This is a genomic window from Caulobacter vibrioides OR37 (assembly GCF_000372645.1).
In the GTDB taxonomy this organism is placed as follows: domain Bacteria; phylum Pseudomonadota; class Alphaproteobacteria; order Caulobacterales; family Caulobacteraceae; genus Caulobacter; species Caulobacter vibrioides_E.
Genome location: NZ_APMP01000019.1, coordinates 1 through 14,430 on the forward strand (window position 1 = coordinate 1; position 14,430 = coordinate 14,430).

Sequence of the window (14,430 nt, forward strand, 5' to 3'; positions counted from 1 at the left end):
GCGCCAACAAGCTCGAAAGCCTCTCAGCGGAGCTGGCAGCTTCTAGAGAAGCCACCAAATCCAGTCAAGCTCTTTTTCAAAAGAAACAGAAGCTTTTCCGGAGCCGAAATACTTGGAACACCTTGCGGAGTTCTTTGCATTTCGAGGAGCGCGGCTTCTAGCGAAACCGAATTCCAAGGTCAACCAACTTTCTTCTTTTTGTTTTCTTGGCGGCCAGGCCGCTTCAGAACGCAAAAGATGACCGGGACGCGCCAGACTGGAGCGCCGTAAGTCAGAAGAGATTCGATTGAGGCTGCGGAACCTATCGAACCACCATCAGAAACGCAAGCCCCGAAGGCCAAGGTTTCGTACGGCGGGCGGTGGCCCCGAAGCGAGGGGCGGCTTCTAGAGCCCCCTTCCCGGCCCGGCAAGCGCTGAATCCCCGATTCATCCCCAGGCGCCGCATTCCTCTGTGCATGAACTATGTCACGCCGGACTTGCACGCCGCCCTCGCCTCGCTCAGAAGGCTGGACGCGCTTCAGGCGCGAGGCCGTCCAAACTGGCCCGCCTCCATAAGGTGACCAGCGTCCATGCTATCCCAGAAGGCGCGCTATGCCCTGCGCGCGATGATCGAACTGGCCCGAGCCAACACCCAGGTCACCGCTGGGGAGTTGGCGGAACGCGCCGATGCGCCGCGCAAGTTCCTAGAGGCCATTCTTCTTTCGTTGGCGCGAGAGGGCCTGGTGATCAGCCGGCGGGGCAAGTTCGGCGGCTATGTGCTGGCCCGCCAGCCCGAGACGATCAGCTTCGCCGAGATTATCCGCCTGGTGGACGGCCCCCTGGCCCTGGCGCCCTGCGTCAGCCGCACCGCCTTCCGCCGATGCGAGGATTGTCGCGATCTGGCGACCTGCGCCCTGCGCGAGGCGTTGCTGCGCGCCCGCGACGCCACGGCCGCGGTGTTGGAAGGCTACAGCCTGGCGGATGCCGCCCAAGGCGCGGGCGCGGAGCTGATCGAGGGTTGAGCCTCTCTATATACAGCGGAGCATCTATATAGAGGCGCGCATATCCAAGAGACCAACCGCCTCCATAAGCGCCCGCGTCGCTTGCTCGCCCGCGACAAGCGCAAGGCTTCTAAATCAAATGTTTAGAGCGTGAGATAAGCTGAAACCGGTTCCGACTTTCAGCCTCACGCTCCAGGCGGATCAGCCCGCCGTGATGTAGGCCTTGAGTCCGTCCGCCTCGGCCTGAGCCTCGTGGATCTTGTACTTCACCAGGTCGCCGATCGAGATGATGCCCGCCAAGCGTCCGCCCTTCACGACCGGAAGGTGACGAATGCGGCGGTCGGTCATGCGCTCGAGCAGGGCTTCCACCGTCTCGTCCGGCTGGGCGAAGATCACGTTCGCGCTCATGCAGGCGCTAATCGGCTTGGTCAGCGCGCTGGCGCCTTCCTTGGCGATCACCCGCACGATGTCGCGCTCGGAGACAATGCCCACGACCGCTTCCTTGTCGTCGACCACCACCATGGCGCCGACCTTACGCGTATGAAGCAGCGCCGCGGCGGCGCCGACGGTCTCCTGGGGGGAGGCCGTGAACACGAGATCACCCTTGTCTTTCAGGATCTGAGAAACCAGCACTGCGCGTCTCCCTATGTTCTTATGGAACGAGGGTCTCGCAAAGCGTGCGACTGATCAATGGGGATTGACCCCGCGCGGGATATTTCCCGCCCAGGCCGCGAACGGGCCGATCAAGATCGCGCCCGCGACGAAGCCCACGAGGTGCGCCTCCCAGGCGATCTCGCCCGCGCCCATCGACAATAGGGTCCCGGTCACCGCCATCACCAGATTGACGATCAGCCAGCCCAGCCCCAACGAGATGACGCGCGGCCCCAGGATGGGCCCGACGCGCCCAGGCGTGTCCATCACCCGCGCCGCCGCGCCCATCAGGCCCGAGACCGCGCCCGACGCCCCGATCACCGCGGCGTCGGAGTCCGGATGAATCGCCGCGAAGCCGATCCCCGACAGGACTCCGCACGCCAGGTAGAACAGGCAGAAGATTCCCCCTCCCCGGCCGTTAAGTCCCAGCAGCCGGGCGACCGGCGCGCCGAAGGCCAGGGCGAAGGCGGCGTTCATCAGCGCGTGGACCCAACCGCCATGCACGAACATCATCGTGACGACGCCCGTCCAGCGCCCCGCCCAGAAGTCCTTGGGAACGAGGGCCAGCGACACCACGGTGGCGCCGTCCATGCGCAATAGAAGAATGAACGGCGCGAGGATCGAGGCCGCCGCGAGCACGGCCGGCCAGGGCGCGTTGAACACCGGCTCCTTCGGCGGGACCTGTTCGGGGCGTTCGGACGGGGCGTCGCTCATGGTTCCAACTTAGGGCCTCGCGCGACGATTCGAAGCCGATGGCCAGCGATTAACCAATTTTTCGAGACCTTGGGTCTACAGGTCAGTCTGTATCTTTTTGGCACGAGTGTTGCTTGACGCCCCGTGTCGACAGTTCGCGGAGCCTTTCATGGCCTGGCATCGGAATAAGCATAAGCGCGTCACGACCGTCGTCGCCATCGTCGCGCTCGGCGTCGGCGGCGCGGCCGCGGCGCAGACGATGACCACCAATTCGGCGTCGATGAACGCAGGCTATGGCCGCACCGCGGGCCAGGAAAATCGCATGGTCGAGTATTCGACCCGCGACGCCAACGGCAACCGGGTGATCGTCGACGGCATGATGCTGACCGGTTCCGACCAGAGCGTCTATGCGACCAGTCGCGCCACCGGGGCGCTGGACGCCTATGCCGGCGCGGGCGGCGTCGGCGGCTATGCCGGCTCGACCGCGATCGGCAACAACCTGACGGTCGTCACCCAGGGCAACTACAACACGGTGATCGTCAACTCCAACCAGGTGAACAACGGCGCCGTCACCGCCGGCTCCAAGGTGGTGAAGGGCGGCGTCGGTCAATGATCATCCAGCGCACAGGCCTGGCCCTGGCTCTGCTGGCCGCCACGGCGCTCAGCGGCTGCGGCGGCGTGCCGACGACGGCCTCGACGGCTGGCAACTACGCCACCCCGATCGGCAACGCCCCGGTCACGGCCAATCCAACCGACTATTCCCCGGCCCTGGTCTGCCTGAACCAATACGCCCGCGCCAACCACGTGGCCGCGCCGCGCATCGCCATCGGCCGCATCGCCGACTACACCGGCAAGGAAGAGTCCGACGGCTCGGGCCGCAAGATCACCCAAGGCGCCTCGCTGATGGCGTTCTCGGCCTTCGCCAAGGCCGGCATGCCGATGGTCGAGCGCTTCGACACCTCGGTTTCCGAGTTCGAGCTGAAATACGCCAACAACAAGCTGATCTCGGACAATCCCAATCCGCGCGCGGACATGCCGGCCGACTATCGCAAGATCCTGGCCGGCCAGGTGCCGGGCTCGGACTTCTATGTCGTGGGCGGGATCACCGAGCTGAACTTCAATATCCGCTCGGCCGGCGCCGACGCCTATGCCGGCGACAAGGACCCCGAGGGCGTGAAGGGCAATTTCCGCCGCCGCTCCTACATCATGAACGTCGCGCTGGACCTGCGGATGGTGAACACCCGCACGCTGGAGGTGGTGGACGTCATCTCCTATCAGAAGCAGGTCGTCGGACGCGAAGTCAGCGCCGGCGTCTTCGACTTCCTGGGCACCACCCTGGTCGACCTGTCGGCCGGCCGTGGAGCCCTGGAGCCCATGCAGCTGGCGGTTCGCGCCCTGATCGAACGCGCCGTCGTCGAGATGGCCGCCAACCTCTACGGCATGCCCGGTCCGCAAAGCTGCCTGCGCTATGATCCGCTGGGCGACGGCACCGTGGGCCAGACCGGCGCCTTCACGCCGGCCTACAACAATACGGGAACGAACAATGCGCAGACCCGCGAAGACCCGTCTCGCTGGAACGCTAGCCGCGATCCCGATATCCGTGATGCTAAGCGGGGTCGCTACTAGCCAGACGACCGCGCCCAGTCCGATCCTGAACAACCAGATCAATCTGGGCGAGATCTTCTCCGAACAGGCTCTCAACGTGCAAACGGTCACCGACGGCGTGACCGCCTCCACGACGGCCCAGGCCAACGGCGTCTCGATCGGCGTCGCCAACGCCGACGCCTCGGCGACCTCGAACCAGACCAACCAGGGCGCCGTCTATGCTCACGGCGTCGTCGGCATAGCCGCCGACGGCGGCGCGGCCACGACCGTCAACACGACGGCGGCGGGCAATTCCGGTACGATCGGCGCCGCGAGCGGCACGATCTCGGCCTTCGGAGTCCAGGTGAACAACGCCGCCGTCACCGCGCGGGGCCAGATCGAGGCCGGCGACGCCCAGGCCAAGGACGTCTCGGTCTCGACCCTGGCCATGGGCAACACCCAGGGCGTGAGCCTGGACAACGGCGCGGCGGGGCTACGGCTCAGCCAATCGAACACGGCCAACACGCTCGCGGACGGCGGCGCCCATGTGGGCGCGGTCACCGGCTCGATCTCGGTCAGCGCGACCACGGCCGGCAACAACATCAATATCAGCGGCGCCAACCAATCGGCCTCGCGCCTGATCACCGACCAGGCCAACACCGCCGACGTCACCCAGGCCAGCAAGTTCACGGCCTATGGCTCCAGCTATCTGTCGGCGACAACGGCCACGGCCACCGGCAACACGCTGTCGGTCGCCAACGAAGGCCCGCTGACGGACCTGACCTCCAACCAGTGGAACACGTCGTATGTGCGTGGCCAGGCCGAGGCGACCTCGTACCAGTTCGGCGGCGCCCAGACGAACGCCTACGCGGTCGGCAACGCCTCGCAGGTGGTCAATCTCGGCTCCGAACTGGCGCTGAACAACACCCAGACCAACGACGGCGGCGGCGTGGAGGCGATCGCGACCTTCGGCGGCCAGGACGGCTACGACGCGACGACCACCGCTACGGCGATGGGCAACGCGGTCAGCGGCACGGTCTGTTCGCGCTGCAACGGCCGCATGACGGTGAACAACAACCAGGTCAATAACGCCGACGTCGGCGCCAGCACGACGACCAACAGCTACTCGCCCGGTCGGCAGGTGACCGGCGTCTCGACGGCGGTCGGCAACAACGCCGGCTTCTACGTCCGCTCGCCCAGCGGCAACTGACCGCGCTCCGCCCAGGTGACACGAGCGCCTAGTCGCGCTCTATCATGGACGCGCGATCGCTTCGCGGCGGACGGAGGGGGCCCATGTACGAGAAGATCATTCTGGCGTTCGACGGCAGCCACGAAGCCAGGACCGCGCTGCGGGAAGGCGCCTTGCTGGCCCGGCGGTACGGCTCCCGCGTCTGGCTGCTGTGCGTGCTTTCCGACAGCTCGGCGATCACCATGGCCGAGGGCGTTCATCCCGGGGCGGCCGACCAGTTGACCGCCGCGAGCGCCACCCTGGTCGAGGAAGGCCTGGCCAAGCTGAAGGCGTTCGGGCTCGAGGCGACCGGCCATGTCGTGCGCGGCGACCCGGCGCCGATCATCAGCGCCTTCGCGCGCAAGGTCTCGGCGGATCTGGTCGTGGTGGGCCACCGCAAGCGCAGTTTCCTGGAACGCTGGTGGAGCGGCTCCTCGGGCGCCTATATCGTCGATGACGTCGACTGCAGCCTGCTGGTCGCCCGCCGTCCGATCAGCGACGCGGAGTTCGCCGCCGAGATGACGCGCCTTTCGGCCGAGTTCGCCGCCGGCTGACCCTTTCGCCCGCGACGGCGTCGCGGACGCGGCGGGCTTAGGGCCTGGAGCAGAGATTTTGGCGTTTCCTCGAGGCGCGCCCTGCTATACGCCGCACCTCTCCAAGACATTCCGCCGCCGCGAGCGGCGTCGAGAAGTATTTAGACGATCATGGCTCCTCCCGCCCGCGCGCCCGTACTCGCCCTCAAGGACGTCCGTCTCGCCGACGGCGCCAAGCCCCTGTTCGACGGTGTCGACCTGGCCCTGGAGCCGCGCGTGCGCGCCTGCCTGGTCGGCCGCAACGGCGCGGGCAAGTCGACCCTGCTGAAGATCCTGGCCGCCCAGGGCGTCGAGGCGGACAGCGGCGAGCGCGCCGTGCAGCCCGGCGCCAAGGTCGTCTATGTCAGCCAGGAACCGGACATCGTCGGCGAGACCCTGCTGGACTACGCCACCGCGGGCGGCGCCCAGGACTACGAGGCGCAGGCGGCCCTGGCCGACTTTGGCCTGGATCCGAACAAGAGCGCCAAGGGCCTGTCGGGGGGCGAGACCCGCCGCGCCGCCCTGGCCCGCGCCTTCGCCGAGCAGCCCGACGTGCTGCTGCTCGACGAGCCGACGAACCACCTGGACATCTTCGCCATCCAGACCCTTGAAGACGAACTGGCCGCCTCCAAGTGCGCGGCGCTAATCGTCAGCCACGACCGGGCCTTCCTGAACCGCGTCACCGAACGCTGCTTCTGGCTGGAGCACCGCAAGATCCGCCGCCTGGACAAGGGCTTTTCCGAGTTCGAGGCCTGGGCCGACTCGATCATCGCCGCCGACGCCGAGGAGGCTCGCCGCCTGGACAAGGTGCTGGAGCGCGAAAACGCCTGGCTGGCGCGCGGCGTTCAGGGCCGCCGGGCGCGCAACGAGGGCCGGCGCCGCGCCCTGCTGGCCCTCCGCGCCGAGAAGAAGGACCGTCAGAGCGAGATCCGCGGGGCGATGACCATGGCGGTCGAGTCCTCGGGAACCTCGGGCAAGCGCGTCGTCGAGGCCAAGGGCCTGACCAAGCGCTTTGGCGAGCGGACGATCGTCGAGAACTTCTCCACGCGCATCATCCGCGGCGACCGCGTCGCCCTGGTCGGTCCGAACGGCGCCGGCAAGACCACGCTGGTCAAGCTGCTGCTGGGCGAGCTGGCCCCGGACGCCGGCGCGGTGCAGCTGGGAACGAACCTGGAGGTGTCCTACATCGATCAGGCCCGCATGGCGTTGTCGGACAAGATCACCGTCTGGGACTTCCTGACGCCGGGCGGCGGGGACTCGATCATCGTGCGCGGCCACCCCAAGCATGTGGCCGGTTACGCCAAGGAATTCCTGTTCACCGACGCCCAGCTGCGCCAGCCGGTCACCAGCCTGTCGGGCGGCGAGCGCAATCGCCTGCTGCTGGCCCGCGCCCTGGCCAATCCGACCAACCTGATGGTGCTGGACGAACCGACCAACGATCTGGACATGGACACGCTGGACCTGCTGGAGGACCTGCTGGCCGACTTCGACGGCACGCTGATCCTGGTCAGCCACGACCGCGACTTCATCGACCGCCTGGCCAGCTCGACCATCGCCCTGGACGGCAAGGGCCGGATCGTCGAGACGCCCGGCGGCTGGACAGACCTGATGGACCAGAACCCGGACTTCTTCAAAGCCACCAAGAGCGGCGCGACGTTCGCGCCGGTGTCGAAGTCCGCCCCGGCCGCCCCGCCCGCGCCCCCGAAGAAAAGCGTCAAGCTGTCCTACAAGGACCAGCGCCGCCTGGAGGAATGCGAGGCCCTTATCGCCAAGAGCCCGGCCATCATCGCCAAGCTCGAGGAAACCCTGGCCGATCCCAACCTCTACAGCCGCGACCCGGCCGCCTTCGACAGGACCATGAAGGCTCTGGACAAGGCTCGCGCCGATCTGGAGCAGGCCGAGATGGAATGGCTGGAGCTGGAAGAGAAGAAGGAAAGCCTGGCGGGCTGACCCCGCGATCTCGGCGCGAACCTGCGGCGAAACGCCACAGCCGGCGATAGACCGGCAACGAAAGGCCCGAGGAGCGTATTGGTAAGCGCGCCAGCTTCATCGTCTGATTGAAAACTGGCGATGGTGTCGCGACGTCTCCCGGTCCCCCGGCGTTCGACCGCGACCCCATAGGTCACCGCCGAGCACGGGCGGAAGGGTTTGGGGGACGAAAGACGATGCCAAACGCGCTGGCGCGCCAGGAACTGAGACGGCAGAGCGTTCTGCTGCTGAGCCTCTCGGCCGCCATCGTCGCCAGCCTCGTCTTCAGCGATTACCTGACCCGCACGCCCCAGGGCGTCGCCGCCTTCTGGCCCGCCAACGCCCTTCTCGCGGCCGGCCTGCTGGCCTTGAGCGGTTCGCGACGGCTGTCCCTGACCCTCGTGTTCGTGGTGTTCCATCTGGCGGTCGGCCTGCTGGTCGGCGACACGCCCGGGCGCGCCCTGCTGTACACGGGGATCGACACCTTGGAGGCCCTGGCCGTCTGGCTGCTGAGCCTGCGCATCGGCGGCGGCCGCCATCGCATTCGCTCGATGCGCGCCCTGGCCCTGCTGCCGGCCGTGACCACCCCCGTCGCGGCGGCCTCGGCCCTGCTGTGCGCGGCCATTCTGACCGGCGCCTCAGGCGAGCCATTCAGAAAGGACCTGATGGACTGGTTCCTCCGGGACGCCCTGGGCCTCGCCGTGGTTCTGCCCGCGGCCCTGGTGCTGATCGACGCCGAGCACCGACGGGCCTTCCGCAGCAACTGGCGCGAACAGTTCCTGCTCATTTTCGCGGTGGCCGCCGTCACCCTGCTGTGCGCGCATCCCGTGTCGGGAGCGCCGCCGTTCCTGATCTTCCCCGTCGCGCTCGTGGCGGCTTATCGGCTGGGCGCGCGGGGCGCGGCCATGGCCTCGCTGGTGATCGCGGTCATCGTCATGCCGTTCGTGATCAGCGGCTCGTCCCCGCGCTTCAACGCGGTTCTGGGCCCGGTCGCCCAGGTGCGCACGGTGCAGGTTTTCCTGGCCGTCCTTTTCTACACTTGCCTGGCCGCCGGCCTGGCCCTGGCCCAGCAGGACCGCCTCAAGCGCCTGCTGGTGCGTCGTGAGCTGTTGACCCGCGCCGCCCGCGCCCGAGCCCAGGCGGCGACCGAGGCCAAGACCGAGTTCCTGGCCACGATGAGCCACGAGATCCGCACGCCGCTGAACAGCGTGCTGGGTTTCGCCCAGCTGCTGGCGACCCGCGACGACCTGCCGCCGGACGCCCGCCGTCAGGTCAACCTGATCGACAGCGCCGGCGCGGCCTTGCTGACGGTGGTCGACGACATTCTGGACTTCTCACGGGTCGAGGCCGGCCTGATCGAACTGCTGCCCCGCCCCACCTCGGCCGCCGGGCTGCTGAGCGACGCGGCCGCGATCATCGCGCCGGAAGCCCGCGCCAAGGGGCTGTCGATGAATGTCGAGGTCCACGACCCGGTCGGCGGCCTGCACGAACTGGACGCGGACCGTCTGCGCCAGGTGCTGATCAACCTCCTCAACAACGCCGTGAAGTTCACCGAGGAGGGGCGGATCGACGCGCGCCTCTCGGTCGAGCCCGGCGAAGCGGAGGATCGGCTGCGCTTCGAGATCATCGACACCGGCGTCGGCATCGAGCTCGACAAGCAGGCCCTGCTGTTCCAGCGCTTCTCCCAGGCCGACAGCTCGATGCGGCGGCTGCACGGCGGGGCGGGCCTGGGCCTGGCCATCTGCCGGACGTTGGTCGAAGTCATGGGCGGCCGGATCGGCGTCGACAGCGTGCCGGGACGGGGCTCGTGCTTCTGGGTCGAACTGTCGGCCCCGACCGCCGAGGAGCTTCCCCTCCCCGAGCGCCCCAAGGCCTCAGCCCCGGGCGGCGCCAAGATCCTGATCGTCGACGACCATCCCATCAATCTCGAGATCGGCCAGACCCTGCTGGCTCAGGTCGGCTGCGAGGTGGACGTCGCCGAGAACGGACGGGAAGCGGTCGAGCGCGCCCGGCGGGGCGACTACGACATCATCCTGATGGACATCCACATGCCTCAGATGGACGGCTTCGAGGCGACGCGCGCGATCAAGGCGCTGGGGGCGCCGGCCAGCGACGTCCCGATCATCGCGATGAGCGCCGACGCCCTGCCTCGCCAGGTCGAGCGCTGCTACGCCGCCGGCATGGTCGATCACATCGCCAAGCCCATCCAGCGTGACGCGCTCTACGCCAAGGTCGAGCGCTGGCTCAGAAAGCCGGGCGCGGCGTCCCGCGCCTGAACGGACGTCTTCCCGCGAACGCCGTGATGTCGGATTTGCGGTTCTGGGTTGGAAGAGCCCCCAACGCTGCTTACCTTGGCCGCGAACAAGGGGAACGCTCCATGCGCCGCCGCGCCTTCGCCGCCCTGGGCCTGATGGCCTTCATCGCCGCCTGCTCGCCCGCCCCCAAGAAGGACGCCGAGCCGACCGGCCTGACCAAGCTGAAGCTGGCCACCGACTGGCGGGCCGAGGCCGAGCTCGGCGGCTACTACCAGGCGCTGGCCACCGGCGAGTACAAGAAGCGCGGCCTCGACGTCGCCCTGGTGCAGGGCGGCCCGGCCGTGAACGTGCCCCAGCTTCTGGCCACCGGCGCGGTCGATGTCGGCGTCGGCTCCAACAGCTTCATCGTCATGAACCTGGCCAAGGAGAACGCTCCGGTCAAAGCCGTCGCCGCCTTCATGCAGAAGGACCCGCAGGTCCTGATCGCCCACCCCGGCCAGGGCGTGAACGGCCTGGCCGACATGAAGGGCCGGCCGATCCTGCTGGCCGACGCCTCGATCACCGCCTTCTGGGTATGGCTGAAGGCCAAGTACCATTTCACCGACGATCAGGTGCGCAAGTACAACTATTCGTCCGCGCCCTTCCTGGCCGACCAGCGCGTGATCCAGCAGGGCTACGTCACCAGCGAGCCCTATCTGATCGAGAAGGAAGGCAAGGAGAAGCCGGCGGTCTTCCTGCTGGCCGACAACGGTTATCCGGCCTACGCCTCGATGGCCCTGGTTCCGGACAGCCTGATCGCCAAGAACCCAGCGGCGGTGCGGGCCTTCGTGGAGGCCACGGCGGCGGGCTGGAAATCCTATCTCTACGGCGACGCCAAGCCGGGCGACGCGGCGATCCTGAAGGACAATCCGGAAATGACCCAGGACGTCCTCGACCAGGCCCGCGAAAAGATGCGGTCCTACGGTATCGTCGGCAAGGACGGCGAGATCGGCCAGATGAGCGACGCGCGCTGGGCCGAGTTCTTCAAGGTCGCCGCCGACCAGGGCGTCTATCCAAAGGACATGGATTACAAGAAGGCCTACACGCTGCAGTTCCTGCCCAAGGCGCAATGAAGACCCCCATCGCCAGCCTCAACGCCGTCGAGGTCGACTACGCCCGGGGCCGCGCCCTAGGACCGGTCGACCTGAGCCTCGCGCCCGGTGAGATCGTGGCCTTGGTCGGCCCCTCTGGCTGCGGCAAGTCCACGGCCCTGCGCCTGCTGGCTGGGCTGGAGGCCCCGACGCGCGGGACCGTGACCCGAGCGGCCGGTCGCGGCGAGACCTCGGTCGTCTTCCAGTCGCCCACCCTGGCCCCGTGGCTGTCGGCGCGGGACAATGTCGCCTTGCCGCTGGCGTTGGCCGGCGTGGCCAAGAAGGATGCGCTGCCGGCCGCCGACCAAGCCCTGCGCAAGGTCGGCCTGGGCGCCGCGCTGCGCGCGCGCCCCGCTCAACTGTCTGGCGGGATGGCCATGCGGGCCTCGCTGGCCCGCGCCCTGGTCACCCGCCCGCGCCTGCTGCTGCTGGACGAGCCCTTCGCGGCGCTGGACGAGATCACCCGCCGCGCCCTGGCCGACGACGTTCTGGCCCTGACCGACGAGCTGAAGCCCGCCGTCGTCTTCGTGACCCACAATGTCGAGGAGGCGGTCTATATGGCCGGCCGGGTGGTGGTCATGTCGCCTGGCCCCGGCCGCATCGTCGGCGAGATCGCCATCGACGGCCCCGTCGCGCGGCCGCCCGGCTTCCGCGCCACGGAAGCCTTCCGCGCCGCCGCCGAGGCGGTCTCGACCCTGCTGGCCCAAGCCCCGGAGGGGACGGCGTGAAGCGCGTTCTGCCTCCGCTGATCCTGATCGCCGTTCTGCTGGGCGGCTGGGAAATCGCCTGCCGCGCCCTGGCGGTTCCGCCCTATCTTCTGCCCGCGCCCAGCGCGATCGCGACGGCCTTCGTCGGCGCCTGGCCGCTGCTGCTGACCTCGGCCTGGACGACGCTCTCGACGGCGCTGGTCGCCCTGGTCATCTCCAGCCTGATCGCGTGCGCCCTGGCCCTGGCCGTCAGCCTCAACAGCCAGCTGGAGGACGCCGTCCGCCCGATCGCCGTGACCTTGCAGGTCACTCCGCTGGTCGCCATCGCGCCCTTGGTGACGATCTGGGCCGGCATCGACCATCCAGGCCGAGCCGTGACGGGTCTGGCCGCCGTCGTCGCCTTCTTCCCGATCTTCTCGGGCGCGCTCACGGGCCTGAAAGCGGCGGACCCGGATCTCGCCCGCCTGTTCGATCTCTATAGCGCGACGCCGTGGCAGCGGCTCGTCCGCCTGCGCCTGCCCTCGGCCGTTCCCGCGCTGCTGGAAGGCCATAAGGTCGCGACGGGTCTGGCCGTGATCGGCGCGGTCGTCGCCGAGTTCGTGGCGGGGTCCGGCGGAACCCAAGGCCTGGCTTGGCGGATCCTGGAGGCCTACAATCGCCTGCAGACCGCGAAGGTGTTCGCCGCCGTGCTGACCCTGGCCATTCTCGGCGTCGCCCTACACGCCCTGATGGAGCTGGCGGAGCGTCGTTTACTGCGCGCCTGGCGGGGTCGTTAGGCCAAGATTAAGCGGCCACGGGTATCATAGATATCCGTAGGAGCCGTAACTTGAACCGCCCCATGCGCGTCGTCGCCATCATCGCCGCTCTCGCCTGCGCCGCCACCGCCGCGCACGCGCGGGACGGCGCGCGCGAGAGCCGCTACGGCCCCGCCCCCGATCGCGCGCCGACGCCCGTCGGCGCCCAGGGCCCAGGCTTCACCGGGACTCCCTATGGCGGCGCCTTGCTGGGGTGGTCGGGCAAGCGGGAAGCCATCGCGCCGGTCGCCGTTCAGCAGGCCGTCCAACAGCCTTGGTGGGCGCGCCAGGGACAGGCGCCAACCGCCGCCCAGCCCATCGCGTCCCCGCCCCCGCCGGCCGTTCAGGCCAACGCCGCGCCGCCGCGCGCTCTGCCGCGAAGCCTCTACGACATCACCCCGACGCCGCCGGCCTATCCGTCCGCGCCCGAGGCGCAGCCCGCGCGGCAGGTCGCCTCGCAGTCCGGCCAGCTGACGGCCCGCACCTATTCCGTCGGCCGGCAGTTCGGGATGCAGCCGGACCCCATACCCGCCGCGGGCCCTTCGCGATTGGTCCTGATCGCCGATCCAGGCGGCGCCACGAAGGGCGCGTCGGAGGACGGCCCGCGCGACGACCGCGACTGGCCAGCCAAGAGCGAAAAGGATGGCCCGCAATGAGCGCTCTGCCGATGACCACGCCACAAGAGGCCATTCCGTCGCGCCTGTACGACCTGATCGCCCTGGCCAACGAACCTTCCAGCATCAAGCGTCGCGAACTCCTGCGCGGCGTCACCGACCTTTTCTTCCAGGGCGACAACCACAACCCGGTCGAGATGGGCCTGTTCGACGATGTCATGAGCCAATTGGCCGGCGACATGGAAGAAGCGGTCAAGGCCGAGCTGGCCCAACGCCTGAGCGAGGCGCCCTCCGCTCCTCGCGGCCTCTCCCGCGCCCTGGCCTCGGATTCGATCGCCGTGGCCGAGCCGATCCTGCGCGGCTCCAACACCCTGACCGACGATGACCTGCTGCACGTGGCCCGCACCCAGGGCCAGGACCACCTGCGCGCCATCTCCCAGCGAACCAGCGTTTCCAGCGTCGTGTCCGACGTGATCGTGGAGCGCGGCGACGACCACACCCTCGGCGTCCTGCTCCGTAACGAGGGCGCGGTGCTCTCCCGCGCCGCCCACGAAACCGTGGTGGACCGCGCCGCCGCCAATCCGGCTCTGCACGAGGCGGTCATCGACCGACACAGCCTGCCGGTCGACCTGCTCAACGAAATGTATTTCATGGTCGAGGCGCGTCTTCGCGACCGGATCATGGAAAAGAACGCCGAAATGGACCCCGCCGTGCTTGAGGCGGCGCTCTCCGCCGGCCGCAAGCGGGTCGCCGCCCAGGACGGCGCCTTGCCGCCCGACTTCGCCGACGCCGAGAAGGAATTCCGCGCCTTGCGCGCCAAGACGCAGATCTCGCCGCAGCTGCTGGCCAACATGCTGCGCGGCAAGAAGACGACGCTGTTCCTGGTCGCCCTGTCCGACCTGGCCGATGTCGACTTCCACACCGCCCGCAAGATTCTGGAGCGGCGCGAAATGGACGCCCTGGCGGTGATCTGCAAGGCCGCCGACTTCGACCGCTCGCTGTTCCTGACCTTCGCTCTCCTGATCCTCGAACCCTCGGACCAGGTGATGGTCAAGGCCAAGACCTATGGCGAGCTGTACGCCGCCTTGCCGCGCGACGCGGCCCTGCGCACCATCCGCTTCTGGCGCCTGCGCCGCAACACGGGCGATGTCGCCGCCGCCTGACACCGCGACGGATAGGGCTTAAAGCCGCCCTCCTCACGCCTTGCGTGCGCCACGCCGGACGGTCAAGGTGCGCGCCTTGTCTACTCCTGCC

Annotated in this window: 14 protein-coding genes; 12 read left to right on the forward strand and 2 right to left on the reverse strand. The window is 68.4% G+C overall.

Annotated elements, in window-relative coordinates; genetic code table 11:
• The first annotated feature begins 569 nt into the window (after positions 1-569).
• Positions 570-1,001, forward strand: a complete 432-nt coding sequence (locus tag OR37_RS13825) for an RrF2 family transcriptional regulator (protein ID WP_004621075.1) — start codon at positions 570-572, stop codon at positions 999-1,001.
• A 180-nt stretch (positions 1,002-1,181) separates the two neighbouring features.
• On the opposite strand, the gene OR37_RS13830 is transcribed toward OR37_RS13825, so the two are convergent.
• Both OR37_RS13830 and OR37_RS13835 read right to left on the reverse strand, forming a co-directional pair.
• The gene (locus OR37_RS13830; protein ID WP_004621077.1) at positions 1,182-1,613 is read right to left on the reverse strand and encodes a CBS domain-containing protein; all 432 of its coding nucleotides are present in this window, start codon (positions 1,611-1,613) and stop codon (positions 1,182-1,184) included.
• 54 nt (positions 1,614-1,667) lie between these two features.
• Positions 1,668-2,345: a rhomboid family intramembrane serine protease gene (locus tag OR37_RS13835; protein WP_004621079.1), complete on the reverse strand. Its 678-nt coding sequence runs from the start codon at positions 2,343-2,345 to the stop codon at positions 1,668-1,670.
• 148 nt (positions 2,346-2,493) lie between these two features.
• On the opposite strand from OR37_RS13835, the gene hfaA reads away from it, so the two are divergent.
• The 11 genes from hfaA (at position 2,494) to OR37_RS13890 (ending at position 14,339) form a co-directional block, all read left to right on the forward strand.
• The gene (gene hfaA / locus OR37_RS13840; protein WP_004621081.1) at positions 2,494-2,937 is read left to right on the forward strand and encodes a holdfast anchoring protein HfaA; all 444 of its coding nucleotides are present in this window, start codon (positions 2,494-2,496) and stop codon (positions 2,935-2,937) included.
• On the forward strand, positions 2,934-3,950 hold the full coding sequence (gene hfaB, locus OR37_RS13845; protein WP_004621082.1) for a holdfast anchoring protein HfaB: 1,017 nt from the start codon (positions 2,934-2,936) through the stop codon (positions 3,948-3,950). Before hfaA ends, hfaB begins: the two co-directional genes overlap by 4 nt.
• On the forward strand, positions 3,928-5,118 hold the full coding sequence (hfaD, locus tag OR37_RS13850; protein WP_004621084.1) for a holdfast anchor protein HfaD: 1,191 nt from the start codon (positions 3,928-3,930) through the stop codon (positions 5,116-5,118). The genes hfaB and hfaD overlap by 23 nt, the downstream gene beginning before the upstream one ends.
• An 83-nt stretch (positions 5,119-5,201) precedes the next feature.
• Positions 5,202-5,690, forward strand: a complete 489-nt coding sequence (locus tag OR37_RS13855) for a universal stress protein (protein ID WP_004621087.1) — start codon at positions 5,202-5,204, stop codon at positions 5,688-5,690.
• Between the two features lie 150 nt (positions 5,691-5,840).
• Positions 5,841-7,658, forward strand: a complete 1,818-nt coding sequence (locus OR37_RS13860; protein WP_004621089.1) for an ABC-F family ATP-binding cassette domain-containing protein — start codon at positions 5,841-5,843, stop codon at positions 7,656-7,658.
• Between the two features lie 215 nt (positions 7,659-7,873).
• Positions 7,874-9,952: a hybrid sensor histidine kinase/response regulator gene (locus OR37_RS13865; protein WP_004621091.1), complete on the forward strand. Its 2,079-nt coding sequence runs from the start codon at positions 7,874-7,876 to the stop codon at positions 9,950-9,952.
• A gap of 101 nt (positions 9,953-10,053) precedes the next feature.
• Positions 10,054-11,043, forward strand: coding sequence for an ABC transporter substrate-binding protein (locus OR37_RS13870; protein ID WP_004621094.1), 990 nt, complete (start codon positions 10,054-10,056; stop codon positions 11,041-11,043).
• Positions 11,040-11,789 carry an ABC transporter ATP-binding protein gene (locus tag OR37_RS13875; protein WP_004621096.1) on the forward strand — a complete coding sequence of 250 codons (750 nt, stop codon included), beginning with the start codon at positions 11,040-11,042 and terminating at the stop codon, positions 11,787-11,789. The genes OR37_RS13870 and OR37_RS13875 overlap by 4 nt, the downstream gene beginning before the upstream one ends.
• Positions 11,786-12,544 (forward strand): ABC transporter permease, encoded by a 759-nt coding sequence (locus OR37_RS13880; protein WP_004621099.1) that lies wholly within the window; start codon positions 11,786-11,788, stop codon positions 12,542-12,544. Before OR37_RS13875 ends, OR37_RS13880 begins: the two co-directional genes overlap by 4 nt.
• A gap of 50 nt (positions 12,545-12,594) precedes the next feature.
• The gene (locus OR37_RS13885; protein ID WP_004621100.1) at positions 12,595-13,218 is read left to right on the forward strand and encodes a hypothetical protein; all 624 of its coding nucleotides are present in this window, start codon (positions 12,595-12,597) and stop codon (positions 13,216-13,218) included.
• Positions 13,219-13,250: 32 nt separating this feature from the next.
• Positions 13,251-14,339: a DUF2336 domain-containing protein gene (locus OR37_RS13890; protein WP_081612952.1), complete on the forward strand. Its 1,089-nt coding sequence runs from the start codon at positions 13,251-13,253 to the stop codon at positions 14,337-14,339.
• Positions 14,340-14,430: the final 91 nt, after the last annotated feature.